This window comes from Porcincola intestinalis, assembly GCF_009696445.1.
In the GTDB taxonomy this organism is placed as follows: Bacteria; Bacillota; Clostridia; order Lachnospirales; family Lachnospiraceae; genus Porcincola; species Porcincola intestinalis.
The window spans coordinates 34,215-60,361 of record NZ_VULZ01000003.1; the positions used below are offsets into that span (position 1 = coordinate 34,215).

The 26,147-nt window shown below is 56.3% G+C and carries 16 protein-coding genes; 2 read left to right on the forward strand and 14 right to left on the reverse strand.

Features of this window, described 5'->3' with window-relative positions:
- Nucleotides 1–197: 197 nt before the first annotated feature.
- From arcC to ssnA, 7 genes are all read right to left on the reverse strand, one after another.
- On the reverse strand, nucleotides 198–1,151 hold the full coding sequence (gene arcC, locus FYJ35_RS03805; RefSeq protein ID WP_154523425.1) for a carbamate kinase: 954 nt from the start codon (nucleotides 1,149–1,151) through the stop codon (nucleotides 198–200).
- A gap of 172 nt (nucleotides 1,152–1,323) precedes the next feature.
- A complete protein-coding gene (gene ygeW, locus FYJ35_RS03810) occupies nucleotides 1,324–2,520 on the reverse strand; it encodes a knotted carbamoyltransferase YgeW (RefSeq protein WP_154523428.1) in 1,197 nt (398 codons plus the stop codon).
- Between the two features lie 84 nt (nucleotides 2,521–2,604).
- On the reverse strand, nucleotides 2,605–3,999 hold the full coding sequence (locus FYJ35_RS03815; protein ID WP_154523431.1) for a YgeY family selenium metabolism-linked hydrolase: 1,395 nt from the start codon (nucleotides 3,997–3,999) through the stop codon (nucleotides 2,605–2,607).
- Between the two features lie 72 nt (nucleotides 4,000–4,071).
- Nucleotides 4,072–5,328, reverse strand: coding sequence for a diaminopropionate ammonia-lyase (gene dpaL / locus FYJ35_RS03820; RefSeq protein ID WP_154523434.1), 1,257 nt, complete (start codon nucleotides 5,326–5,328; stop codon nucleotides 4,072–4,074).
- A 187-nt stretch (nucleotides 5,329–5,515) separates the two neighbouring features.
- On the reverse strand, nucleotides 5,516–8,308 hold the full coding sequence (gene xdh / locus FYJ35_RS03825; RefSeq protein WP_235906351.1) for a selenium-dependent xanthine dehydrogenase: 2,793 nt from the start codon (nucleotides 8,306–8,308) through the stop codon (nucleotides 5,516–5,518).
- Nucleotides 8,309–8,434: 126 nt separating this feature from the next.
- The gene (gene ygfK, locus FYJ35_RS03830) at nucleotides 8,435–11,461 is read right to left on the reverse strand and encodes a putative selenate reductase subunit YgfK (RefSeq protein WP_154523438.1); all 3,027 of its coding nucleotides are present in this window, start codon (nucleotides 11,459–11,461) and stop codon (nucleotides 8,435–8,437) included.
- Between the two features lie 30 nt (nucleotides 11,462–11,491).
- Nucleotides 11,492–12,850, reverse strand: coding sequence for a putative aminohydrolase SsnA (gene ssnA / locus FYJ35_RS03835; protein WP_154523441.1), 1,359 nt, complete (start codon nucleotides 12,848–12,850; stop codon nucleotides 11,492–11,494).
- 159 nt (nucleotides 12,851–13,009) lie between these two features.
- On the opposite strand from ssnA, the gene FYJ35_RS03840 reads away from it, so the two are divergent.
- The gene (locus FYJ35_RS03840) at nucleotides 13,010–13,657 is read left to right on the forward strand and encodes a helix-turn-helix transcriptional regulator (RefSeq protein ID WP_154523444.1); all 648 of its coding nucleotides are present in this window, start codon (nucleotides 13,010–13,012) and stop codon (nucleotides 13,655–13,657) included.
- A gap of 205 nt (nucleotides 13,658–13,862) precedes the next feature.
- Here the strand turns inward: FYJ35_RS03840 and FYJ35_RS03845 are convergent, their stop codons facing one another.
- The 6 genes from FYJ35_RS03845 to leuB all read right to left on the reverse strand — a co-directional run bounded on the left by FYJ35_RS03845 (nucleotide 13,863) and on the right by leuB (nucleotide 22,911).
- Nucleotides 13,863–14,342, reverse strand: coding sequence for an S-ribosylhomocysteine lyase (locus FYJ35_RS03845; RefSeq protein WP_154523447.1), 480 nt, complete (start codon nucleotides 14,340–14,342; stop codon nucleotides 13,863–13,865).
- Nucleotides 14,339–16,849, reverse strand: coding sequence for a 1,4-alpha-glucan branching protein GlgB (gene glgB / locus FYJ35_RS03850; protein ID WP_235906352.1), 2,511 nt, complete (start codon nucleotides 16,847–16,849; stop codon nucleotides 14,339–14,341). The genes FYJ35_RS03845 and glgB overlap by 4 nt, the downstream gene beginning before the upstream one ends.
- Before the next feature lie 218 nt (nucleotides 16,850–17,067).
- Entirely contained in the window at nucleotides 17,068–18,225 is a 1,158-nt protein-coding gene (locus FYJ35_RS03855; protein WP_154523450.1) for a phosphoglycerate dehydrogenase, read from the reverse strand.
- A 125-nt stretch (nucleotides 18,226–18,350) separates the two neighbouring features.
- Nucleotides 18,351–20,039, reverse strand: coding sequence for a biosynthetic-type acetolactate synthase large subunit (gene ilvB, locus FYJ35_RS03860; protein WP_154523453.1), 1,689 nt, complete (start codon nucleotides 20,037–20,039; stop codon nucleotides 18,351–18,353).
- The gene (ilvD, locus tag FYJ35_RS03865) at nucleotides 20,036–21,718 is read right to left on the reverse strand and encodes a dihydroxy-acid dehydratase (protein ID WP_154523456.1); all 1,683 of its coding nucleotides are present in this window, start codon (nucleotides 21,716–21,718) and stop codon (nucleotides 20,036–20,038) included. Before ilvD ends, ilvB begins: the two co-directional genes overlap by 4 nt.
- Before the next feature lie 59 nt (nucleotides 21,719–21,777).
- On the reverse strand, nucleotides 21,778–22,911 hold the full coding sequence (gene leuB, locus FYJ35_RS03870) for a 3-isopropylmalate dehydrogenase (protein WP_331469122.1): 1,134 nt from the start codon (nucleotides 22,909–22,911) through the stop codon (nucleotides 21,778–21,780).
- 174 nt (nucleotides 22,912–23,085) lie between these two features.
- On the opposite strand from leuB, the gene FYJ35_RS03875 reads away from it, so the two are divergent.
- On the forward strand, nucleotides 23,086–23,556 hold the full coding sequence (locus tag FYJ35_RS03875; protein WP_154523459.1) for an Lrp/AsnC family transcriptional regulator: 471 nt from the start codon (nucleotides 23,086–23,088) through the stop codon (nucleotides 23,554–23,556).
- A gap of 131 nt (nucleotides 23,557–23,687) precedes the next feature.
- Here FYJ35_RS03875 and FYJ35_RS03880 read toward each other — a convergent pair whose 3' ends face one another.
- Nucleotides 23,688–26,063, reverse strand: a complete 2,376-nt coding sequence (locus FYJ35_RS03880; protein ID WP_154523462.1) for an HAD-IC family P-type ATPase — start codon at nucleotides 26,061–26,063, stop codon at nucleotides 23,688–23,690.
- Nucleotides 26,064–26,147: the final 84 nt, after the last annotated feature.

The following is a 26,147-nucleotide window of genomic DNA, read 5'->3' on the forward strand; positions in this document are numbered from 1 at the left end:
GTGTTTTTTTTACTTATTTGGATGCTGAATCCCATCTCTGTAGTGAAAAAAACGGATTATGTTGTAAATTCCATATACAACGTTGGTAAAGAGGAACATACTGAAAGCAGGACAGAAAAGTAAAAGAAAGCAGCCACTGCTCTATCTGGAGCAATGGCTGCTTTCTATGCGCGTGATGTGTATTATCTGTTGGCCGTTTATGCGATAATCCTGGTTCCGGTCTTTCCGGAGATGCCGTCTCTTGCTTTCTCAAGCAGCGTAATCAGCGCGGCTCTGCCTGGCTTTGAGGCTGCAAACTTCATGCAGGCCTGTACCTTCGGCAGCATGGAACCCGGCGCAAACTCGCCCTCTTCGCAGTAGCGCTGCGCTTCCCCGACGGTAAGGCTGTCCAGGTTCCTCTGATCCGGCTTCCCGAAATGAACCGCGACCTTCTCGACCGCTGTGAGGATGATCAGTGTGTCGGCGTCGACTTCCTCGGCGAGCCGCTCTGCCGCAAAGTCCTTGTCGATGACGGCTGCGGCGCCCTTCAGGTGATGGCCCTCCGTCCGGAAGACCGGAATGCCGCCGCCTCCGCAGGCAATGACAACGTGGTTCGTGTCGACAAGCGAGCGGATGGTGCCGATCTCGATGATCGACCTTGGCGCCGGGGACGCGACCACACGGCGGTAGCCTCTTCCGGCGTCTTCAACGATATCATAGTGGCGCTCGAGGATCAGCCTGTCCGCCTCCTCCTTCGTCAGAAACGGCCCGATCGGCTTGGTCGGATGCTGAAATGCCGGATCGGACGGATCGACCTCAATCTGTGTCAGCACCGTCGCAACCCCAAGATCAATACCTCTGTCAAGCATTTCCTCACGCATTGCGTTCTGAAGATCATAGCCGATGTACCCCTGACTCATCGCGACACAGACGGAAAGCGGTACCGTGATATAGCGCTCCGGATCCGTCCTGACCAGTGCATTCATCGCGTTCTGGATCATCCCGACCTGCGGGCCGTTACCGTGGGCGATGACGACCTCGCAGCCCTCCTCGATCAAATCGCAGATAGCTTTGGCCGTCCGGTGACTTGCCACCATCTGTTCGGGAAGGTTCTTCCCGAGAGCATTTCCGCCAAGAGCAATGACCACTCTTCTCTTTTTCTTCTCTGCCATACCTTCTCCCTTCTCTCAGAGCCAGGCCGTCACGAAATACGGGCATCCGACTCTTTTGAGTGCTTCGTCTTCTGCCCGCTGCGCAGCGGATTGCTGAAAAAGGATTCTCCCGCCCTTTCCACCGGGAAAAGACGGGAGAATGATGCGCTGCCCAGGGCAGTCTGCTTCCTGATCAGCAGAAGAATCTCGGCATATTTCTTGCTGCAAGCTTCTCCAGCGCCGCCTGCGGATTCTTCTCCTTTGCGAGGAAGATCATCGCCGCGATGATATACGGCTTATAGGAGGCTTCCTTGTACAAGGTATCAAGCGCCGCGTTGAAGACCGGTGCCTCAACCTCGCCTCTCTCGCAGGAGACACCCTCGATATCCGCCGGCAGGCAGTGCAGATACAGGGCCTTGCCGTTGTTGGTGGTCTTCATGAGCTTCTCGGTGCAGCACCAGTCCATGTATTCCTTGTTGTGCTCAAGCATCTGCTTCTCAAGCCTGTCGATGCCCTCGAAGTCGCCCTCTCCGTACAGGTTCGTGCGGGTCTCCATCATTGCAAACGGCGCCCAGCTCTTCGGGTAGACGATGTCCGCCCCCTCGAACGCCTCCGCCATGTTGTTGGTCTTGGTGAAAGATCCGCCGCTCTTTGCCGCGTTCTTGCGCGCGATCTCCTCCGTCTCCGGCATCACGTCATATCCGTCCGGATGCGCCAGCACGACATCCATCCCGAAACGGGTCATCAGGCCGATGACACCCTGCGGAACGGAGAGCGGCTTGCCGTAGCTTGGTGAGTAAGCCCAGCTCATGACGAGCTTCTTGCCCTTCAGGTTCTCAACTCCGCCAAAGTAGTGGATGACCTCCTCCATGTCCGCCATGCACTGCGTCGGATGGTCGACATCGCACTGCAGGTTAACGAGCGTCGGCTTCTGCTCGAGGATCCCGTCTCTGTATCCCTTCTCGACAGCGTCCGCAACCGTCTTCTGATAGGTGTGGCCCTTGCCGATGTACATGTCGTCACGGATTCCGATGACGTCCGCCATGAAGGAAACCATGTTGGCGGTCTCACGGACCGTCTCACCGTGTGCGATCTGACTCTTCTTCTCGTCCAGATCCTGCGGGGTCAGTCCCAGCAGGTTGCAGGCGGATGCAAATGAGAATCTGGTTCTGGTCGAGTTGTCGCGGAAGATCGAGATCCCGAGACCGGAATCAAAGATTCTGGTGGAAATGTTGTTTTCTCTCAGGTGTCGCAGTGCGTCCGCTACTGTAAATACAGCGGCAAGCTCATCGTCCGTCTTGTCCCAGGTCCAGAAGAAGTTGTCGTTGTACATCTTTTTGAAATCCAGTGTGTCCAGTTTCCCGATAAACTGCTTCAGCTCAGCGTCCATAGCTATGATCTCCTCTCGTCTTCTTAAAGGCCGGCTGCCTGTCGAATATCCGGCAGCCGGCCAGTTGTTCCATTACAGAATGCATTACAGAATGTTGTTGTTCGTCTTTCCGCCTCTGTACTCCTCGATATCGGAGGTCTTCTCTTCGGTCGGATACAGCGGGATTGCCGCCGCGTACAGCGCAGCCGCCCTCACCAGATCATCCTTCCAGGTGATCTCATTCGGTGCATGCGCCTGGCTCTCTGCGCCCGGCCCGAAGCCGACACACGGAATGCCGTAGCGGCCCATGATCGAGACACCGTTCGTGGAGAACGTCCACTTGTCTGTCAGCGGGCGGTCACGGAGCGCCTCCTGTCCCTTCGGCGCAATTCTCTTGTCGCCGAACAGTGCCTTGTGGGCATCCGTGAGGGCCTTGACATGTGCCGCGCTCTCCTTGCTGATCCAGGTCGGGAAGTATGCTTCTGTCTCGTAGACCTCGCCGGTCCATGCCGGGCGGGCGTACATGTACATCGAGACCTTCACATCATCCCCATACTTCTTCACAGCAGGCAGGTTGCGGATTTCCTCCAGACAGGTCTCGTAGGTCTCGCCTGCCGTCATGCGGCGGTCGATCGAGATCGCGCAGCTGTCCGCGACAGCGCAGCGGCTCGGAGACGTGTAGAAAATCTGGGAAACCGTGCAGGTTCCTCTTCCAAGGAATCTTGCATCCTCATAATTCTCAGGGTTGTACTTCGGATCGAGCATCTTGGACAGACCGCGGATCACAGTGCTGTCTGTGCAGTCGTTGTTGTTCAGAGCCCGGACGTCGCTTATGATGTCCGCCATCTTGTAAATAGCGTTGTCGCCGCGCTCCGGCGCGGAGCCATGGCAGGAAACCCCCTTGACATCGACACGGATTTCCATGCGACCGCGCTGGCCTCTGTAGACGCCGCCGTCTGTCGGTTCCGTGGATATGACAAACTCCGGTCTGATCTTGTCCTTGTTGACGATGTACTGCCAGCACAGCCCGTCGCAGTCCTCCTCCATGACGGAGCCGACAACCATGATCTTGTATCCCTCCGGGATCAGATCCAGGTCTTTCATGATCTTCGTGCCGTAGAGCGCGGAGGCCATGCCGCCTTCCTGATCGGAAGCGCCTCTTCCATAGATGATGTCGTCTGTCTCATATCCCTCGTACGGATCGTTCGTCCAGTTGTCCCGGTTGCCGATGCCGACGGTGTCGATATGGCTATCGATTGCGATGATCTTCTTGTCATCGCCGATGTCTCCGTGTCTGCCCATCCAGCCGATGATGTTGCCAAGTCCGTCGATCTCAACCTTATCGAACCCGACCTTCTCCATCTCTGCCTTGATGCAGGCGACGACTTCCTTCTCCTCCGTGCTCTCGCTCGGGTGGGAAATCATCGCTCTGAGAAACCGCGTAAGGTCGCTGCGGTATCCTTCTGCTGCCTTTTTGATCTGTTCGTAATCGAGACTCATGTACATACCCTCCATAAGACGATCTGCGTGCATCTCCTGAATCTTCAACTCACTCTACCACACTTCTGCCTGTCAGGACAGCCGTCCGTGGCCGACAAACTGTTTTTCACCTGGCTCGATGCCGTAGGCACCATCCCAGACGACCCTTCTGAAATAATCCGGATCGGTATTTCCTTCTGTCGAGAAGATCAGAACCTGTGAATCGCTTCCAAGCTCCAGCTCATCCCGCAGCGGCTTTAAGCGGTCGTCCATCATGATCTGTGCCACGGCCCCCATGCCGACAGCGCCGGACTCACCGGAAATAACGACCGGGTCTCCGTGGAGCGGTACAGCAAGCATTCGCATGCCCTTAGCGGCCACCCAGTCGACCGCTGAGATGAAGCAGTCCGCATGGTTTCTGAGGATGTCCCAGCCGATGATGTTCGGCTCGCCGCAGGCCAGTCCCGCCATGATCGTCTTCAGGTCGCCCTTCACAACGGCTGGCTCTCCGGTTCCCTTCACGGCCCCCTTGTACAGGCAGGCCGCCGCGCTGGCCTCCACGATAATGAACTTGGGCGGGTTGTGCGGATACAGATTCGTGAAATATCCGACGACAGAGGAAGCAAGGGAGCCGACGCCGGCCTGTACGAATACGTGGGTCGGCCGGTTGACCTCTACTTCCTTCAGCTGTTCAGCCGCCTCGCTGGAGATGGTGCCATAGCCCTGCATGATCCAGGACGGGATGTCCGTATATCCTTCCCACGCGGTATCCTGCACGATAACACCGTGCTTTGTCTCGGAGGCCTCCTTCGCGGCGATTCGGACGCAGTCATCGTAATTGACGTCCTCGATCGTGACGGTTGCGCCTTCCTTTGCGATGTTGTCGTAGCGGCTCTTTGAGGAGCCCTTCGGCATGTGGACGACCGCCTTCTGGTGCAGCCTGTGCGCTGCCCAGGCGACGCCGCGCCCATGGTTTCCGTCTGTCGCGGTGAAGAAGGTCGCGTGTCCGAAGTCCTTCTCCAGCTCCGGGCTTGTCAGGAAGTCGTAATTGACCTCCGAGATATCCTTGCCGATCTCCTGTGCGATGAAGCGTCCCATCGCATAGGAAGCCCCGAGCACCTTGAAGGCGTTCAGTCCGAATCTCCATCGCTCGTCCTTGACATAGAGTCCGCCAAGTCCGAGGTACTTTGCCATGTGCGAAAGATCCGCTAGTGCTGTCACATCGTACTGGGGAAAACTTCTGTGAAAAGCCCTCGCCTTCGCCACGTTCTCCAGAGACATTATCTGAAGATTCTTGTCGTCACTGGGCGGCATGTGATTCATCGCCCAGCGCATTTCCAGTTCATCCATCTCCGTCTCCATCTTCCTTCTTCCCGCCCCGGCCTGAAGCTGCCGCGGTATATAACAATATGTTTTTTAAACAAACTTTTTGTTTGGCACTATCACTATAGCATATCTTAACCGCTTGTCAATGCCTTCCGATCTCATTCCGGAACCCTTTCGATGGCCCTTTTGAAGCCTTCAGTGTCCCTTCTGCTTACTTCTGTTTCTTCCGGTAGTAGGTATCCTCCAGCGGAAGCTTCGTCCGGAGCTTTCCGTCCAGCTCGTAGTACGCGCCTGCGATGGCCGGCGCTGCCGGAATAGCCGTGATTTCCCCGATTCCCTTCGCGCCGAAAGCCGTCTCAATCTCTCCCTCCTTCGGCTCATGGTGTACCATGATCGCGTGGATCTCCGGAATCTGGGTGGCCCGAAGCAGTCCGAGCGTGCCGAACCGAGCCTTCGGAACACAGTCCTTCAGCGGAAAGTCCTCCGTCACGCCGTAGCCCATCGACATCAGGACGCCGCCCTCAATCTGTCCTTCGATCGAGAGAGGGTTGATGACCCGGCCTGCGTCGTAGGCGGCATAGATGTCTGTGACGCGCCCCTCGTCGTCAAGGACGGCGACATTTGTCGCGTAGGCGTAGGCAATGTGGCTCTTGGGGTTCGGCTTCGCCGCCCCGAGCTTGTCGGTCGGTTCAAAGTAGACATATGAAAACGCCTGACCCTCGAGCCTTGACAGCTTGCCGTCTGCCGCGTCCAGGGCCTCCCTCAGCTTCCGGCCGGCTCCCCTGACGGCTTCGCCGGTCAGAAGCGTCTGTCTCGATCCGGAGGTTGTGCCGGAGTCCGGGGCATTCTCGGTGTTGCTGACCGCATTGCGGATACGCGACATCGGAAGGCCGGTGATCTCTGCAACATCCTGACAGAAAACGGTCAGGCAGCCCTGCCCGATATCGGAGGCCGCCGAGTAGATGACGACATCCCCCTTCTCCACCTGCAGCCTTGCCCGGCCCTTGTCCGGCAGGCCGACACCGACACCCGCATTCTTCATCGCGCAGGCGATCCCGGCATGTCCAGGGTTCTTTTCAAAAACGTCCCGCACCGCCAGAAGGGTCTCCTTGAGCGCTGTCGAACCGTCTGCGATCTGTCCGTTCGGCAGGACAAGTCCCGGCTCAATCGCATTCCGGAAACGGATCTCCCACGGGGAGATGCCGGCCTTCTTCGCCAGCAGATCGATCACGCACTCGAGCGCGAACTCACTCTGTGTGACCCCGAAGCCGCGGAATGCGCCTGCCGGCGGATTATTCGTATAATACCCGTACCCGCGAATGTCCGTATTCTGGTAGGTGTACGGTCCGACCGCGTGCGTACAGGCACGCTCCAGAACCGGCCCGCAGAGGGAGGCATAGGCCCCTGTATCAAAGAAGATTTCGCAGTCAAGACCAGTAAACTTCCCGTGTTCATCACAGCCGAGCGTGAAGGTGGCCTTCATGGCGTGGCGCTTCGGATGGAAATTGATAGACTCCTGCCTGGAAAAATGAACCTTCACGGCTCTCTTGTAGGTCCAGGCCGCGAGTGCCGCGATGTGCTGCGCGGAGACATCCTCCTTTCCGCCGAAGCCCCCGCCGATGAGCTGATTCTCGACAACAACACGCTTCGGATCCCAGCCGAACATGATCGCAACCTCGCGCCTTGTGTCGTAGGCACCCTGGTCGGTTGAAAGAATCTTGACACCATCTTTATACGGAAATGCCACCGCGCACTCCGGCTCCAGAAAAGCATGCTCCGTAAACGGCGTCTCGAAGGTTTCCGTCACAGTGTATTTCGAAGCCTGAAGCGCCCGTCTGGCATCCCCTCTCGTCACGTGGCGGCTCTGGCAGAGATTGCCCGCCTCATGAATCTTCGGGGCGTCCGGCCGCCTTGCCTCGTCGATGTTCCGCACCGGCTCGAGCACCTCATAGTCGACGTGCACAAGCTTCTTCGCTTCTTCCAGCGCATCCCGGTTTTCCGCAACCACCAGGCAGATCGCGTCTCCAACCATCCTCGTCGTGTCACCCTCGGCGATCATGACGTCCCAGTCCTGCTGGATGTGGCCGACCTTGTTGTGCGGAACATCCGCCGCCGTCAGGATGCCGATCACGCCCGGAACCTGCCCGGCCTCCGACAGATCAATCCTTCTGACAACCGCTCTCGGGTATGCCGCCCGCACGCAGGAGGCATAGGCCATTGAGGACGCATCAAAGCCATAGACATCGCTTCGGTTTTCCGCGCTGCCGTCGTAGATGCTGCTGTCCCGGCGCGCCAGAGCTTCCCGCACCAGGCTGCCGGCCTTCCCCGATTCCTCCGGCAGACTGAGCTCCCTGCTTCTCCTGCGGTAGGGGACATCCTCCTCGAGCCCGTAGGCTCGATTGAGATTCTGCCAGACGTCCTCGATCTCGATATCATCCGGGTACTTGCCGGTTCCCAGCACCTTCTTTCGCACGTCAACGCGGAAGGTTCTGGTCCCGACGCGCCCGTAATCCTCCTGTTCCGGCTCGTAATCGATCTTTTTCTCGCCCCGAAGCACCTGTCCCGCAAGGCGGATGCCCTCGATGATCTTCCGGTATCCGGTACAGCGGCAGAGGTTGCCGCGGATCGCCGTCTTGATTTCCTCATCCGTCGGATCCGGATTCTGCCTGAGCAGCCCGGCTGCGCTGATGACCATTCCCGGTGTGCAGAAGCCGCACTGGACGGAGCCGCTGACCCCGAACGCGTAGACAAATGCCTCCTTCTCGAGGTCTGTCAGTCCTTCCACCGTGACGATTTCTTTTCCGACCGCTCTCTGCGTCTTCAGGACACAGGCTCTCGTCGGTTTTCCGTCCACCAGGATCATGCAGGCGCCGCAGGCGCCCTCACTGCACCCGTCCTTGACAGAATGAAGATGAAGTTCGTCCCGAAGAAAACGAAGCATCGACGTCTGCTTCGATGTCGATACGCGTTTTCCATTAACCGTGAATGTATACTGCTCAGCCATGGCGGCTCCTTCTTGCCAATTGGTCAGCCCACTGTGCTTCTTTTCTCGTGCCCGGCAGAAAACCGGACACGGCATGACCGGTCGCTCAGGAAAGAGCGGAGCCGGTCATGATCCTGCGATTTTCAGTTACAATTCAGCATGTTCTCCGGCGCCCGGAGCAAGCAGATAGCTGTGATGCTGGATGACTTCCAGTATGAACTTTCTCAGCGGTTCATACAAGTCGGACTTTTCAGCCACATCGACCTCCTGCACCGTTCCGGCAAAGCGAAGACGCACATTTGTCCCCTTCAGCACCAAAAAGCCCTGGTTCTCGCTGCTATCCATGTCCTCCTTTGACCAGAACAGCGTCAGCTTGTCCTTGTACGGCCTGCCACTGTACGGGCAGAAGACCGCACAGTTGCCGCACTCGTTGCACATCCCGTCCATGTGAAGAATCTGGTCCATCTTCAGCCCCGGAACCTTGATCGCGATGTTCGCGCGATTCGGACAGACATCCGTGCAGACCTCGCAGACGGTTGCGCAGCCCAGGCATCTCGGATCGGGCTGCTGCGAGAGCTCGGCAGTCAGCTGCCCCTTCTTTCTTAGAAGCGTCGCCTCGTCCCCGGCGGCATTCTCCTCCTCGTACCGGTCAAAATGCGCGCCTGCAATGGCCTGTGCGCACCGGGCGGCATCCGCGATGGCCTTGACGACCGTTGCCGGACCTCTCCTGCCGTCGCCGACCGCATAGATGTGGGGCCTTGAGGTCTGAAGCTGCTCATCGACCACCGGACGTCCCTTTTCATCGAGCTTGACGGACAGTTTCTCATACAGGGCAGCATCGATTCTTTCCCCGACGGCTGTGATCACCGTATCCGCCGGAAGCAGTTTTTTCTCTCCGGTATCAACCGGTCTCCTTCTCCCGCTCTCGTCCGGCTCGCCGAGCTTCATGACCGAGCAGACAAGCGTTCCATCCTTCAGGCTGACTGGTGCCAGCAGTTCCTCGAAGATCACGCCATCCTCGAGTGCCATCCTCAGCTCTTCCTCATCTGCCGGCATATAACGCTTCGTTCTACGGTAGACGAGGCGGACGGTGCGGACACCTCTCTGGCGGACCGCTGCCCTGGCCACATCCATCGCAGTGTTGCCGCCGCCGATGACGACCACGTCCTTTCCAAGGTTCAGCGAATCCTGCCCGTACTTGACGGCTGTCAGGAAGTCGAGCGCATCCATGGACTTACCTTCCTTCAGCACCGGAGCGGATCCCTTCCAGGCGCCTGTCGCGAGGACAAAGTCCGTGAAGCCGTCCTTTTTCAGCTGTTCAAGGTCTGTGATTTCCTTGCCGGTGATAATCCGGGCTCCGAAACGCTGGCAGAGCTTGACGTCTTTCTCAATCTTCCGGTCTTCGATCCGGAAATGAGGGATCGCGTATTTCACAATTCCGCCGGCTTCCGGCCTCTTCTCGAACACGACCGTCTCGACGCCGGCTCTCGAGAGGAAGAAGGCTGACGCAAGTCCGGCAGGCCCCGCGCCGATCACGGCTGCCTTCTTGCCGGAAGCCTTCGGTGCCGGGCGCTTCGGCTCGCTCATGTAGGTGTCGTAGGCGCTCTCCGCCGCCTGCAGCTTCACCTCGCGGATGTGCAGCCCCTCCTCGTAGTGATTCCGCATGCACCGGTCCGCGCAGGTATGCGGACAGAGCGTTCCTGTGATGAACGGAAGAGCATTCTTCTCGACAATGATCCGGAAGGCATCGTACGGGCGGCCTTCCTCCATCGCCTGCAGGTATGCCGGAATATCCTGGTGAATCGGGCAGGACGTCGTGCAGGGCGCAAGGAAGCAGTTCATCAGCGGAAGGCTGTCCTCCACCTTCATCGACGGCAGCGGCTTCACGGGCTTGCTGTAACGCCCGCTCTCAAGCGCCCTCTTCTCCAGCTTCGTGACAGCAGAGACATCGACCTTCGTGAACGCCTTACCCGGAATATCCGAGAGCACCTCGTAGAACTGTGACAGCCGCTCATACCCGCCCGGCTTGAGGATCGTGGAGGCCACAGTCACCGGCCAGACGCCCGCTGAGACAAGGTCATGGATGTTGAAATAATCCGCTCCGCCGCAGTATGAGATTCGGAGCTTTCCGTTAAACTGCTCCGAAAGCCGGCGGACCAGCTCAATCGTCAGCGGGAACAGGGCACGCCCCGACATGTACATCTCCTCGCTCGGAAGCTCGTGCGCCTTCACGTCAACCGGGAAGGTGTTCGTCAGCTTCACGCCGAAGGACAGGCCGAGCTCATCTGCCTCGCCCTGCAGACGCTCCAGCATCGGAACAGCATCCTTCCACTGCAGGTCTGTCGTGAAGTGATGATCATCGAACGCGATATAGTCAAAACCGAGCCCGTCCAGCGTTCTGCGCGCATACTCGTAGCCCAGAAGCGTCGGATTGCACTTGACGAACGTGTTCAGCTTTTTCGTCTTCAGCATGTAGGAGGCGATGGCCTCGATCTCTGCAGGCGGACAGCCGTGCAGGGTCGACTCCGTCACGGAATCCGAGATTCTTGACGGGATCCGGCGGATATCGCGGATGGTCACATGATGAAGCCTCTTACTCCGGACTGCCTCCAGCGAAGTTTCCACACAGTCCTGGAAAACCTCATCCTTCGACGCGTCGATCATGGTATCGATAAAGTGGTTGACCTTCGGCTGCCGGATGCCGTCGAGGTCGTATCCGACCGACATGTTGAAAACGATGCCGTCCGGATCGCCCAGGTCGAATTCCTTCGCAATGATGTGAATGATGAACCAGGCCTTGATGTACTCGTGCAGCGCCTCCTCCACGGTCAGCTCTGTCGACCACTCGCAATTGTAGCCCTCATCCCGCATCTCGATGCAGGGCTTCGGAACGCACTTCGCAAGCTCGCGGCCATCCATCTTCTGGACCGTCTTAAGTTCAAACCAGGATGAGCCGCCCGCATAGGCGGCAATCAGGTTCTGCGCCAGCTGCGTGTTCGGCCCTGCCGCCGGCCCATAGACTGTCTCGATTGTCTGCCCGAAGATCGGGAACCGTTTCTCCTCGTCCCGCTGTACAACCTTGCGGACACCGAAGATGCTTCTGTTCTTCTTGTACTCTGTCAGCACCCAGTCCAGAAGATCCCTGAACGGGATCGGACGCATAATATCGCTCATAATCTGAACCCTCCTGTTTCTGTTTTTCTGTTACAGATAATCCTTCGGATTGTACGAAGTCTCATTCAAGGAGCCCCAGAGCCTGCATGCCTGCTCCATCGAGAACGCGTTGATCTTCTCTTCGTCGATCCCGACAAATGCGCGGTCCTTGTAGAGCACCTTCCCGTTGATGATGGTCGTACGACAGTTGTGACCGTTCATGCCGAACAGCAGATGGCCATCGATGTTCTCATTTGAGATCGGGGTAAATGGATCATAGTCCATGACAATGACGTCTGCGGCTGCTCCTGCCTTCAGAATGCCGACCGGCTTCTTGAAATACCTGCCTGCAATCTCCCGGTTGTTCTCAAAGAGCATCTTCATGTCCTCGCCCCAGGCAACATTCGGCATCTCCGCGTTGTGCCGCTGGATGATCAGGAAAACCTTCAGGGACTCGAGCATATCGTGCGTGTAAGCGTCTGTCCCCATACCCACAAGGATGCCCTTCTTCATCATCTGAAGAACCGGCGCGCAGCCGACTGCGTTGCCCATGTTTGATTCCGGATTGTTGACGACCATCGTCCCGGTCTCCCGGATGATGTCCATCTCGCTGCCGCTCAGGTGGATGCAGTGTCCAAGCAGCGTCTTTTTTCCGAGGATATTGTTGTTCAGAAGCCGCTCAACCGGCCTCGTGCCGTAGTTCTGGAGGCTGTCCCAGACATCGTTCATGCCCTCCGCCACATGGATGTGGAAACCGGTCCGGCCGTCGTTGGCCTCCACCATCTTTTCAAACGTCTTATCAGATATGGTAAACAGCGCGTGGCCGCCGAACATTGCCTTGATCATGTCACTGTTTTCCTTCTCACACCATGTGAGGAAGTCGGCGTTTTCCTGGATGCTCTGAAGGCACTTTTCCTCCCCATCTCGCTCCGAAACCTCATAGCAGAGGCAGGCGCGCATGCCGAGCTTCTTTGCGACATCCTTGATCGCAAACAAAGAACCCGGAATTTCACAGAAGGATGCATGGTGATCGAAGATCGTCGTCACACCGTCCCGGATGCACTCGAGGATCGTCACATAGGCGCTCGCCCTTGTCAGATCAAGATCCAGCTTCCGGTCAATCGCCCACCACATGCCATCGAGGATCTCATAGAAGTTCGTCGGATTGTAGCCCTTGACTGACAGCCCTCTTGCAAGCCCCGAGTAGATATGGGTATGGGCATTGATAAAGCCCGGCATGATGAGACCGCCCTTTGCATCGATGGTCTCCGCCTTCGGATACTTTTTCTCCAGATCCTGGCAGGCTCCGACTTCCAGAATCTGCTCCCCGTCTATCACGACCGCACCGTCCTTATAGTACGGATGCGCTGCGTCCCTGGTAATCACACGGCCATTCTTGACAATCAGCATCGTCCCTTCCTCCTTTTCATCTTCAAATTCGGTGTGCTGCTGCAACGATTTCATCTATGATTGAAAAAACATTCTGTCTGCCTTACAATAAATCCGATCTTGTTTATTGAATTTGAGCCTGCAACCGCCGCCCGTATTCGGCGGCAGAATGGAGCTTATATGAGTCAGTCTTACAATTTTGACAACTGGAAACGCCTCGTCAAAGCGCTTGCCATGCAGTACGGATCCATGTGTGAGGTCGTTCTGCACGACCTGACCGGCGGCGACCCCAGCCACACCATCATCGCTATCGAGAACGGCCAGATCTCCGGACGCAAGGTCGGTGACGGCTCCTCCCTGATTGCAGCGGAGGCGATGGAAGAACTAAACAAAGTACACGAGGACCGTCTCTCCTATCTGACCAGAACCCACGATGGAAAGATTCTGAAATCGACCAGCCTCTTCATCCGTGATGACGGCGGCCGCATCGTCGGAATTCTCGGTCTCAATACCGACCTGTCCCTCTCTCTTGCTGCAGAGAACGCGCTCCATTCCTTTAACACCAGCGCTGACCGGGAGTCAGAGCCTCAGCAAATCACCACGAATGTCTCTGATCTGCTTGACACGCTGATCCAGGAAAGTATCCGGATTGCCGGCAAACCGGCTGCCCTTATGGACAAGACGGATAAGATCCGTGCCATCCGCTTCCTCAACGACAGCGGCGCTTTTCTGGTTACCAAGTCCGGTCCGAAGATCTGCCAGGTCTTCAACATCTCCAAATACACGCTGTACAGTTACCTCGACGAAGCCAAACAGCAGACCGACTGACTTTTGTTGATATTGCTGACTTGATTATACATCTTTCGGCACATGATTGGTATAGCCAGCGTGCAAAATCTGAAATATTTTTTGGGTGCATTCCGATTTGTCTGCTCTCCGTCATCTCGTGCTCCGCACTCACTGATGAGCGGTCGCCTTCAAAAAAGGAGCTGTGCAGCATCAATCCGCTGCACAGCCCCTTTGCTATGTTTCTTCACGCACCTTCCGTACTCAGAAAATACTGATACCGCATATCTTCCGGTTTCAGCTTTTCCAGCACCTCAAGGTATTCCGCCGCATCCTTTCTGCAGGCCTGAAGATCATGGTCCAGATAATTCCCGCACTCCTCAATCTTTGCCCCAGGTATCTCTCCCTCAAAATCCCGCATGAAGCGGAAGGAGTTCACGATACAGTCCAGTACCTCCGCGTCCGTCAGTCCTCTCGTCAGAAAGTACATCCCGGTCCGGCAGCCCATCGGTCCGACATAGATCACACCGTCCTTGTACTTGCTGTTGCGCGCATAGGTTGCAAACAGGTGCTCCATCGTGTGGATGGAACCGTTCGACAGATAGCTGCCGTGGTTGGGCTCCTTCATCCGCACGTCCCAGGTTCTGACATCGCCGTCTTCCCTGGAGAGATAGACCCCCCTCTTCAGTTTTGTATGATCCACACAGAAGCTCTGAATCTGCTTCATTCCTTCTCCTCCTTGAGGCCTTTCTCCGCAGCCCTTCTTTTGCCGGCAGTCGTCCTGCGTCCCGGTCTCGCTCCCGCAGCCTTTGCCTGCGGCTTTTTTTCTGTCTTCGGTTCTGCCGCCTTCGCCTCTTCAGCCTGCGGTTTTTGTTCTGCCTTTGGTTCTTCCGCCTTTGCCTCTTCAGCCTGCGGCTTTGGTTTTTGTTCTGCCTTCGGTTCTGCAGTTTTTTCCTCGGCGGCCTTCTTCGCTGTCCGTCTCTTCCTCACGGCTGCCTTCGCCTGCTCGTTTCCGGAAGCTTTCTTCTCCACCTTCGTACAGGAGAAGATACTGATTCCCATCGGGGGCACCAGCACACGGATGGAATCCGGCAGCTCATCGCACTCTTCCTCCTTCGAGCTCTTCGCCCGCGGATTAACATTGCCGTCCCCTCCGAATGCGATGTCATCGGAATTGAAAATTTCCTTGTACTTTCCGGCAAACGGAACGCCGATCTTATGGTCTTCGTATGCGAGTGCTGAGAAGTTCACCACGCAGAGAAGCGTCTCCTCCTCTTTCTCCGACTTGCGCAGAAAGACCAGCATATTCTCATTCGCGGAGATGTTGTTGATCCACTCAAAGCCCTCCGGACTGTAATCCAAACTGTAGAGTGCCGGATGGCTACGGTACAGATCAAGGAGCGCTGCTATATAGCCCTGGAACTGAACGTTCTCCTCATGGTCAAGGGCACTCCAGTCTACCCCCGTCTTTTCAGACAGTGGCATCTTCTGGCCAATATCGTTTCCCATCGCCAGAAGCTTCTTTCCCGGATGCAGGAACATATATCCGTAGCAGGCTCTGAGATTCGCAAACTTTGAGCGCTTGCGCCCCGGCACCTTCGAGTACATGGAACCATACTTCTCGTTCACATCCTCGTAGGACAGTGCCAGCATGAACTGCTCCGAGTAATTGTAAACCATACTGAAGATCAGCTGCTGATGGTGAGGTCCTCTGAAAATCGGATCGAGCTGAATATACTCAATCAAGGCATCTCTGAAGCCGCGGTTCCACTTATAGTCCAGTCCAAGCCCGCCCTCGGAAACTGTTCCGGTCTCCTGCGGCCAGTCGGATGCATCCTCAGCCACGAGAATCGTCCCCGGACATTCTTTCTTCGTCACCGTGCTCAGCGTGCGGAGAAATGACACAGCCTCCAGGTTCTCATTCCCTCCATATATGTTCGGCACCCACTCACCGTATGTCTTTCCATAGTCCAGGTACAGCAGTTTGGACAGATCCGCCAGCTGCAGACCGTCAATGTGGTATTCCTTCAGCCAGAAAACAGCACTGGCGATCAGGAAATTGCGAACCTGCGGACTTTTGAGATTGAAGTACAAGCTCCCATCCGGCTTGTAGAGCGACTGCCTCGGATCGTCCGACTCATAGAGCCCCGTGCCGTCGAACCCGCTCAGTCCGTTCAGGTCTCTGCTGAAATGAGAGGGGTCCCAGTCGAGAATCACGCCGATCCCCTTCTGATGAAGTGTATCGATAAAGTACCGGAAGTCCTCGCTGCTCCCATAACGGGAGGTCGGTGCAAAGAACGCTTCCGGCCTCGTACCCATCGTCTCATCCTCGGAATATTCAAGAAGCGGGAACAGCTCAACGGTTGTGTACCCCATCTTTGCGACATAAGTGGACAGATCCTCTGCAAGCTCCCTGTATCCAGGAACATGACCTTCCCCGTCCGGGACCCGGAAGGTTGCCAGGCTGACCTGATAGACCGAGACCGGCTGCGCTTTTGAATCCGAACCCGTTCTCGCCTCCATCCACGCATGGTCTCCCCACTCGTAAGCAGAAAGATCCTTTACAATCGAAGCTGTATTCGGACGAAGCTCAGACTGGAAGCTGAACGGATCGCTCTTCAGATACGTCAGGCCATGCTTTGCCTTGATCTCATATTTGTACAGTGCTCCGGATGTCAGACCCGGAACAAACAATTCAAAAATGCCATAGTCCTTCAGCCGTCTCATCGGGAGCCGTCTTCCGTCCCATAGATTGAAATCCCCGACAACGGAGACGCGGACAGCGTGAGGCGCCCAGACTGCAAAATACACACCGTCTGTCCCGTTCACGGTCATAGGATGCGCGCCGAGATACCGGTACAGCTCCCAGCAGTTGCCAGCTGCGAACTTTTTCAGAACGGATTCCGGAATCTGGGGCTCGAAATTATAGGGATCCGCGAAGGAATGCGTGCTCCCGTCTGTAAACTCTACCTCAAGTGTATAATCCGGTATTCTCTTCCCTGGCAGAAGAACGGCGAAAAATCCCGACTCGTCCTCCATGTCCATCGGATAGCTGCTGTCTGTGGAAGCCACATGAACCGTCACAGACTTCGCTGTCGGACAATACGTCTGAACCAGAATGCCCTCTTCCGTCTTCGTCGCGCCGAGAAAACTGTGGGGATCATCCTCCTCGGAATAGACAAGTCCTTCGATCCGGGCCCAGTCCATCTCATCGTAGAGCTTTTCATTCATCATGAGTTCTCCTCCCAAATCTGAATTGCCAACAAAGACATTCTATCATTCATGGTCGGTTCCGACAAGTATGACAGCAGATTTGGCATCTTCATCAGACATTCTGACGAATTACCAGACTGTCGGTCTCCGCAAAGAAGTTCTGTAAATTCTATTATTCAACCGCGCTTCGAATCTATGCCCTCCCGGCTGCGGCATACTGAGCCGGGAATCTATCCGTGTCAGCGTATGACTCTGACTCGGATGACGCCGTCGATGGCCGACAGCTGCCGCCCGGTCTCCTCCTCAAGGTCCGCATCGATGTCAACCAGCGTGTAGGCATATTCGCCACGGCTGGTATTGGACATGCCTGCCACGTTCGTGAAGGACAGCACCTGTGTGATCTGGCTGATCATCTGCGGAATATTCTTATGATAGATGGCAATCCTGTGCTTTGCCTTGCAGACGCCCATGCTGCAGGCCGGATAGTTGACAGAATGCGTGATATTGCCATTCTCAAGGAAATCTGTCAGCTCGACAACTGCCATCTTCGCGCAGTTCTCCTCCGCTTCCTCCGTGGAGGCGCCCAGATGCGGCGTTGCGATGACACCCTCTTTCCCGGCTGTCTTCTGATTCGGGAAGTCTGTGACATAGCGGAACACCTTTCCCTCCCCGACGGCCCTGAGCATCGCATCCTCATCGACAAGAAGGTCCCTTGCAAAATTCAGGAAGACAACTCCCTCCTTCATCTTCGAAATTGCATCCGCGTTGACCATTTCCCGTGTAGAATCCAGAAGCGGCACATGAATCGTGATGAAATCGCAGTTCTCGTAGATCTCATCGACATTCTTCGTGTTCCGGACCTGCCTGCTGATGTTCCAGGCAGCCGTCGTGGAAAGATACGGGTCATACCCGTACACATCCATGCCGAGCTCCACCGCTGCATTTGCCACCATACATCCGATGGCGCCCAGACCGATGACGCCGAGCTTCTTCCCAAAGAGCTCGTGGCCGACGAACGCTTTCTTGGCCTTCTCCATATCCTTGGAGATGTTCGCGTCAGATTCATTATCGAGTACCCATCGAATGCCCTGGCTCATGTTGCGTGCGGCGTTCAGCATGCCCGCCAGCACCAGCTCCTTGACACTGTTGGCATTGGCACCCGGTGTATTGAAGACTACGACGCCCTGCTTTGCATATTTCTCGAGCGGGATATTGTTGACACCTGCCCCGGCACGGGCGACAGCCAGCGTCCTGTCTGAAAGCTCGATCTCCGCCATCTTCGCACTGCGGACCAGGATCGCGTCCGCTTCCTGAAGATCCTCCGTCCGCTGATAGTCATCTGAAAACTGGTCTGTCCCCTTCGGGCTGATCGCATTCAGGCAGGCATACTTGTACATGATTTCATTTCCCCCTCTTTTTGTTTCCTAAGCCGGTTGATCGCGGTACTGTACCGCAAGTCTTGCTTCTGGTTGCTCTATGACAAGCCGCGCCGACCTTCAACGGCCAGCGCGGCTTTGATTCGCTACTGGATCTTGTCCTTCTTCATGTCATCCTGGTCAAAGACCTCCGAGATCGCCTTCCCGGCGGGAACCATCGGATAGACATTATCATTCTCCTCGATCACGCAGTCGATGACGCAGGGCTTCCCGGATCTGACTGCCTCAAGAAATGCAGGTGCAAACTCCTCCCGCTTTGTGACCCTGAAGCCCAGACAGCCGAGTGCCTCCGCAACCTTCACATAGTCCACGCTGTCGCGCAGAATGGTCTGCGAATAATGCTCCTTGTAGAAAAGCTGCTGCCACTGATGCACCATGCCCAGCACGTGATTGTTCATGATGACCTCGATGACCGGAATATTCGCCCGCGATGCGGTCGCCAGCTCATTCAGATTCATGCGGAAGCAGCCATCCCCGGCGACATTGACCACCGTCTTGTCCGGCATCGCGCACTTGACGCCGAGGGACGCTCCCAGTCCGTATCCCATCGTGCCGAGTCCGCCAGAGGTGAAGAGCTGATGCGGCTCCTTGTAATGGAAGTACTGCGCCGCCCACATCTGATTCTGTCCGACCTCCGTGACAATGCGAGCGTCGTCCTCCGTCAGCTTCTCAATCTGCTGCATGATGAACGGACCGGTCAGGCGATCCTCATCGTAATGGAGCGGAAATTTCGCCGCAAGCTCCTCACAGTGGCGGATCCATTCCTTATGATCCGCCTTTTGGATCAGCGGGTTGAGCCGGATCAGAATCTCCCGCACATCTCCGATCACACAGGCATCGACTTTGATGTTCTTGTTAACCTCCGCCGGATCGATATCAAGCTGGACGATCTTCGCATTCTTTGCAAACAGCTTCGGATTGCCGATAACGCGGTCCGAGAACCGGGTTCCGATCGCGAGCAGAAGGTCGCAGTCGGAGACCGCCATGTTTGAAGCCTTCGTCCCGTGCATGCCAAGCATGCCAAGATAGAGCGGGTCGTTGCCGTTGAAGGCGCCCTTCCCCATCAGCGTATCGGCGACGGGTGCCTGGAGCCTGCACACAAGTTCCTTCAGCTCCTTCTGCGCATCGGAAATGACAGCGCCGCCGCCGACGAAGATCACGGGCTTTTTGGCAGCGTTAATCAGATCTGCTGCGGCCTTCAGATCTTCCTCATGGATTGTACTGATCCTTGGGACGACCGGCTGGCTTTTCTTCGGCGTAAATTCACACTCCTCTGCTGTCGCGTTCTTCGTGATATCCACCAGAACCGGACCCGGACGGCCATCCTTCGCGATAAAGAAGGCCCTCCGGATTGTCTTCGCCAGATCTCGCACATCCTTCACGATGAAATTGTGCTTTGTGATCGGCATCGTGATGCCCTGGATATCGATCTCCTGGAAGGAATCCTTGCCAAGGAGATTGATGCCGACATTGCAGGTGATCGCAACGACAGGGACAGAATCCATGTAGGCTGTCGCAATGCCCGTGACAAGATTTGTGGCGCCGGGTCCTGATGTCGCAAAGCAGACACCAACCTTCCCGCTCGCCCTCGCATATCCGTCCGCCGCGTGAGCGGCTCCCTGCTCATGCGAGGTCAGGATATGGCGGATCTCGTCTGTATGCCGGTAAAGTTCGTCGTAGACATTCAGAATCGCTCCGCCGGGATACCCGAAAACGGTATCCACGCCCTGCTCCTTCAGGCATTCAATCAGGATCTGGGAACCGTTCAGTTTCATACGTCGTCCTCCGCTCCGGGCGTCTTCAGGATCGCGCCCTTGTTTCCGGACGTGACCATCGCCGCGTAGCGGACCAGGTATCCGTCCGTGATCTTCGGCTTTCTTGGCTTCCAGGCCTTTCTGCGCGCTGCAAGCTCCTCATCCGAGACCTTCAGCTCAAGCTTGTGGTTCGGGATATCGATGAAGATCCGGTCTCCCTCATGCACCAGCGCTATCGGGCCGCCGACAGCCGCCTCCGGCGATACATGGCCGATGGAAGCCCCTCTGGACGCACCGGAGAAACGCCCGTCCGTGATCAGCGCGACACTCGATCCCAGTCCCATGCCCGCGATGGCAGAGGTCGGATTCAGCATTTCTCTCATGCCGGGGCCGCCCTTCGGTCCTTCATAGCGGATAACCACGACATCTCCCTCGTGGATCTGTCCGCCCAGGATTGCATGGATCGCGTCCTCTTCACAGTCAAAGACGCGGGCAGGTCCCTCGTGCACCATCATCTCCGGGACGACAGCGGAGCGCTTGACGATGCCCGAATCCGGCGCCAGGTTGCCCTTGAGCGCTGCAAGGCCGCCCGTCTCGGAATACGGATGGTCGATCGGACGGATGACCTCCGGATTCAGATTCTTAGCATCGGCAATGTTCTCGCCGACCGTCTTTCCGGTGCAGGTCAGGCAGTCGAGATTCAGCAGATTTTTCTTCGTCAGCTCCTTCATGACCGCGTAGACACCGCCCGCCTCGTTCAGATCCTCCATGTAGGTCGGACCTGCCGGCGCCAGGTGGCACAGATTCGGCGTATGCTCCGAGACCTCATTGGCGATATCGACATTCAGCTCCACGCCGGCTTCATGTGCAATGGCCGGAAGATGAAGCATCGTGTTTGTCGAGCAGCCGAGCGCCATATCGACCGTCAGGGCGTTCATGAAGGCTTCCTTTGTCATGATATCGCGCGGACGGATATTTTTCTTCAGCAGCTCCATGACCTGCATACCGGCATGCTTTGCAAGGCGCAGGCGGTCGGACATGACAGCCGGGATCGTCCCGTTGCCGCGAAGTCCCATCCCGATGACCTCTGTCAGGCAGTTCATGCTGTTGGCGGTGTACATGCCGGAGCAGCTGCCGCAGGTCGGGCAGACCTTGCGCTCATATTCCTTCAGCTGCTCTGCCGTGATCCGGCCGGCACTGTACTCTCCGACTGCCTCGAACATCGAGGACAGCGAGCGCTTTCTCCCGCCGACATGGCCCGCAAGCATCGGCCCCCCGGAAACGAAGACGGTCGGGACATTGACTCTTGCCGCAGCCATTAAAAGTCCCGGCACATTCTTGTCGCAGTTAGGCACCATGACAAGTGCATCGAACTGATGCGCCTTCGCCATGCACTCGGTCGAATCCGCGATCAGGTCACGGGTGACAAGGGAGTACTTCATGCCCTCGTGTCCCATCGCGATTCCGTCGCAGACAGCGATCGCCGGGAAGACGCGCGGCACACCGCCCGCCATCAGGACGCCCTCCTTGACAGCCTCCACGATCTTGTCAAGGTTCATGTGTCCCGGAACAATCTCATTGTAGGAGCTGACAATCCCGACGAGCGGACGTTCCATTTCCTCCTCTGTAAAGCCAAGTGCGTTGAAAAGAGATCTATGTGGTGCCTGCTGAAGGCCTTTCTTGACTGCGTCACTCTTCATGATGATTCTTCTCCTTCTATATTTTTATATCTCTATATTTCGTAAATGACTCTGTTATCTCAGACTCGCTCTGCGACCAGGCTTCCCATCCTGGCGGTACCGACCTTCCGGGTCCCTTCTGTGTAGATATCGCCGGTGCGGTAGCCGTCCTTCAGAACCTTTCGGACGGCATTCTCGACTGCGTCTGCCGCCTCATCCTCACTGAGAGAATAGCGCAGCATCATCGCTGCCGACAGAATCGTTGCCAGCGGGTTCGCGATGTCCTTCCCTGCAATGTCCGGCGCGGAGCCGTGGCTTGGTTCGTAGAGGCCGAATGATGTTTCGTTCAGCGATGCACTCGGAAGCATTCCAATTGAGCCCGTGATCATCGACGCTTCATCCGAGAGAATGTCGCCGAACATATTCTCCGTGAGCACAACGTCGAACTGGGACGGATCGCGCACAAGCTGCATCGCGCAGTTGTCCACCAGCATATTCTCCAGTGAGACATCCGGATACTTCTCGGCAACCTCCGCCGTCACCTTCCGCCAGAGTCTGGAGGAATCCAGGACGTTTGCCTTGTCAACCAGCGTGACCTTCTTTCTTCTCTTTCCGGCGACCTCGAAAGCCTTGACCGCGATCCTTCTGATCTCCGGCTCAGAGTATGTCAGAGTATCGGTGGCGACAAGGACACCGTCCTTCTCCACCGTCTCCCGCTTTCCGAAATAGAGCCCGCCCGTCAGCTCTCTCATGATCAGAAGGTCAAAGCCTCTGTCGGCAGCCTCCTCCTTCAGCGGGCAGGCTCCCTTCAGCTCATCGTACAGCCACGCCGGTCTGAGGTTTGCAAACAGTCCGAGCGCCTTGCGGATGCCGAGCAGCCCTGCCTCCGGACGCCTGGAAGGCTCCAGCCTGTACCAGGGAGACGTCTTCGCATCCCCGCCGATCGATCCCATCAGAACGGCATCAGACTTCTTCGCGATCTCAATTGTCTCCTGGGTCAGCGGGACGCCGTAACGGTCAATCGAAGCGCCGCCAAGCAGGACAGGTGTCAGATTCAGATGAAAACCATATTTTTTTCCTGCAGCCTCCAGGACGGACACCGCCTCCCGGACAATTTCCGGGCCGATTCCGTCCCCTTCAATCACTGCGATGCTGTATTCCCTCATGTCTGGTATCAGTTCCTTTCTATCTGCAGTCCATGTCAGCCACGTCATCCGCTGAATTTCAGCCTTCTTTCGCACGGAAAACACGATTCGCGGCGACATTTTCCCAATAGTAAAATATTTTTTTATGTTTTTCAACCACACCTGAAAATAATATGTTATAATATCGTAAGAATTCCAAAATTCTATGGAAGATACGAAAGAATTTAAGGAAGAGGTACACGTATGGACAATTTGGATTATCAGATTCTGACTGAACTCAAACAAAATGCACGGCAGACAGCGTCCGATATCAGTAAAAGCATCCATCTCTCAGTCTCAACCGTCATCGAGCGTATCAAGAAGATGGAGAAGTCCGGCCTAATCGAATCCTATACGGTGATCACGGACGACTCCAAGCTTGGCAACGACATCACGGTTCTCATGGAAGTCGGGATGGAACACCCCAGATACAACGATGAGTTCATCGACCACATCAACAAGGATCCGAACATCATCGCCTGCTACTATCTGACCGGCGAGTTTGACTTCATGCTGAAGATCTGCTGCAAGAGCTCTGATCATCTCGAGCAGATCCACAACCGGATCAAGGACTATCCGGGCGTCCGGCTGACCAGAACGCACTATGTCCTGCGCACCGTCAAGAACATCCACTCTTCCGGTTTTGACGCAGAGACCATCGCCCAGATCAAGTAACAGATATCTTCAAAGATTGAGAAAAGGGGAAACAGCCGCGGCAGCTGTTTCCCCTTTTCTATTGCACCTATTGCTTCTATTGCCCCTGTATATTGTTCTATTGTCCCTATATGTTACTTCTATTGCTGTTTCTATTGTCGTTTTGTTTCCGTATGCACCTCGATCCAGGAGAACAGCTGCGTCAGCCATCGCATGACGGTCACCTGTGCCAGTGCAAAGACCAGGCACAGCGCCCATGCCTTCAGGGACAGGCTCTTCATCTCAAACAGGCCTGAGAAATAGTCTGATGCCACCAGAAATCCGAGCACACATCCCACGATCACGGCAATCCGCCATCTGTTCAGCGGCTGCGCCGTCCTGAGCAGGATCAGAAACCCGACAAGGGCCATCAGATAGGTGCTGGCGGTCGAGACATCTGCCTGCGAGATGTTGAAAAGCTGCGCAAACAGCACCATCGTCGCAATCGAGAAAAATGAAGTCAGCGCAGGCGGCATCGCGCCAAAGAGAGTCGTCCGGATAAAGCTGCCATGCTGCTTTTTTTCATTAGGCTCAAGGGCGAGCAGAAAGGCCGGCAGACCGATGTTGAAGGTCGATATCAGGGAGACCTGCGTCGGTCTGAGCGGATACATGAACGTCCCGATGATAGAAAATACCGCCAGAAGGAGTGAGAAAATGTTCTTGTAGAGGAACAGCATCGCGGATCTGGTGATGTTGTTGATGTCCCTCCGCCCCTCCAGAACGATGTCGTGCATGTGTGAGAAATCGGAATCCAGCAGAACGACCTGTGCCGCCTGTCTGGCCGCATCGCTCCCGCTTCCCATCGCGACGGAACAGTCCGCCGCCTTCATCGCGATGATGTCGTTGACGCCGTCTCCGGTCATCGCCACCTTGAGCCCCTTTGAGCGGAAGGCATCGACAAGGGCTTTCTTCTGCTCCGGCTTCACGCGTCCGAATACAGCATACCGGTCCACAGCGTCCCGGATCTTCTGATCCGTGTCAAGGCTGGCTGCATCCACATATCGGTCGGCGTTCGGAATGCCTGCCTTGCCTGCCACCTTCGATACAGTCAGCGGATTGTCTCCGGATATGACAACAACACGGACGCCCTCCTCTGTGAAACGCTGAAAGGTCTCCTGTGCATGCTCCCGGATCTCATTTTCCAGTGCAATAAACAGAAGCGGCTGTGCCTTCTGGCCGCTTCCCTCGGAAAGAGCCAGCACACGCTTTCCTTCCATCGCCCTCTGGTCGATCAGCGTCTGGTTCCGGGCAAGCGCCTTCTCCGAAAGCAGATATTCCGGTGCCCCCAGCCTGTAGAGGGTGCCGTCCGGAAGCCGCACCTCCGAATACTTGACCGACGAGTCAAACGGCTGAACCTCGCTTCCCTCCAGCGTGCCCCTCCTCGGAACGGCTGCGCGGATTGCTTCTATCGTGATGTTCGCATCCGGCACCGTCGAGACATAGGATGCCAGAAGTTCCCGGGCATCCTTTCTCTCCGCCACAGCCGCAGGCTCTCCCTTCGCCGAATCCCCCTTCGTGCCTGCTTCAGGTTCTGCAGGGTCAAAGAATTCCGTCACCTTCATGACATTGCTGGTGATGGTGCCGGTCTTGTCAACGCACAGGACATCCACCCGCGCGAGGGTCTCGATGCTGTGCATGTCGTGCAGCATAACCTTGCCGAGCGCAAGCCTGGCGGCGCTCATCGCCAGCGCCACCGTGACGAGGAGATAGAGTCCCTCCGGAATCATGCCGGTCACAGCACTGACCATGGACGGAACAGCAACATGAAACGGGTGTCCGTTCACGGCCATTCCCTGGTACAGAAGGAGTCCGCCGACCGGAATCACCAGAATGCCGGCAATCAGGATGATCATTTCCACATCATGGATCATCTCGGAGGGTGCTTCCTTCGCCTCCCTCGCCTTCTCTGTCAGCTGTGCCGCATAGCTGTCCTTTCCGACATGCGTCAGCTTCGCCAGAAGCCGGCCGGATGCAACGAAGCTTCCGGACTTCAGCTCGCTCCCCTCGCTCTTCTGTATCTCATCCGCCTCACCGGTCAGAAGCGACTCATTGACGCCTGCGTATCCGGAAACCACGACCGCGTCCGCCGGGATCTGCTGACCGCTTTCCAGACGGATCACATCCCCCAGGACCAGCTTTCCGGAGGGCACTTTCACATTCTTTCCGTCCCGGATCACCGTATATTCAGACACATCCAGAAGCGCCAGCTTGTCAAGCACCTTCTTTGCATAGAGCTGCTGCGCAATACCAAGCGCTGTATTGGCAATGATGATCGGCAGGAAGGTCAGACTCTTATAGGACCTTGCAATGATAAGGAGGATGGCCAGAAGCAGAAAGATCCCGTTAAAATACGTGAAAACATTCGAGATGACAATGCTTTTCACGCTGCCTGTCCCTTCCTGCGGAAGCTCGTTGCCCTGCCCGGACAAAAGAAGCTGCTCAGCCTCCGCCGAAGTAAGCCCCCGGCCTGTCTTTTGGTTTTCTGCCATCCTGACCGTCCCCCTGTTTTCTGTTTTCTGTTTTCTGTTTTCTGTTTTCTGTTTGCTGATATCTGGCTGCTGTTTTTCAGCCTG

Excerpts from the sequence above, each read along its gene's own strand:
- arcC (WP_154523425.1), bottom strand. The coding sequence starts at position 1,151 with ATGGCAGAGAAGAAAAAGAGAAGAGTGGTCATTGCTCTTGGCGGAAAT.
- ygeW (WP_154523428.1), bottom strand. The coding sequence starts at position 2,520 with ATGGACGCTGAGCTGAAGCAGTTTATCGGGAAACTGGACACACTGGAT.
- FYJ35_RS03815 (WP_154523431.1), bottom strand. The coding sequence starts at position 3,999 with ATGAGTCTCGATTACGAACAGATCAAAAAGGCAGCAGAAGGATACCGC.
- dpaL (WP_154523434.1), bottom strand. The coding sequence starts at position 5,328 with ATGGATGAACTGGAAATGCGCTGGGCGATGAATCACATGCCGCCCAGT.
- xdh (WP_235906351.1), bottom strand. The coding sequence starts at position 8,308 with ATGGCTGAGCAGTATACATTCACGGTTAATGGAAAACGCGTATCGACA.
- ygfK (WP_154523438.1), bottom strand. The coding sequence starts at position 11,461 with ATGAGCGATATTATGCGTCCGATCCCGTTCAGGGATCTTCTGGACTGG.
- ssnA (WP_154523441.1), bottom strand. The coding sequence starts at position 12,850 with ATGCTGATTGTCAAGAATGGCCGTGTGATTACCAGGGACGCAGCGCAT.
- FYJ35_RS03840 (WP_154523444.1), top strand. The coding sequence starts at position 13,010 with ATGAGTCAGTCTTACAATTTTGACAACTGGAAACGCCTCGTCAAAGCG.
- FYJ35_RS03845 (WP_154523447.1), bottom strand. The coding sequence starts at position 14,342 with ATGAAGCAGATTCAGAGCTTCTGTGTGGATCATACAAAACTGAAGAGG.
- glgB (WP_235906352.1), bottom strand. The coding sequence starts at position 16,849 with ATGATGAATGAAAAGCTCTACGATGAGATGGACTGGGCCCGGATCGAA.
- FYJ35_RS03855 (WP_154523450.1), bottom strand. The coding sequence starts at position 18,225 with ATGTACAAGTATGCCTGCCTGAATGCGATCAGCCCGAAGGGGACAGAC.
- ilvB (WP_154523453.1), bottom strand. The coding sequence starts at position 20,039 with ATGAAACTGAACGGTTCCCAGATCCTGATTGAATGCCTGAAGGAGCAG.
- ilvD (WP_154523456.1), bottom strand. The coding sequence starts at position 21,718 with ATGAAGAGTGACGCAGTCAAGAAAGGCCTTCAGCAGGCACCACATAGA.
- leuB (WP_331469122.1), bottom strand. The coding sequence starts at position 22,911 with ATGACGTGGCTGACATGGACTGCAGATAGAAAGGAACTGATACCAGAC.
- FYJ35_RS03875 (WP_154523459.1), top strand. The coding sequence starts at position 23,086 with ATGGACAATTTGGATTATCAGATTCTGACTGAACTCAAACAAAATGCA.
- FYJ35_RS03880 (WP_154523462.1), bottom strand. The coding sequence starts at position 26,063 with ATGGCAGAAAACCAAAAGACAGGCCGGGGGCTTACTTCGGCGGAGGCT.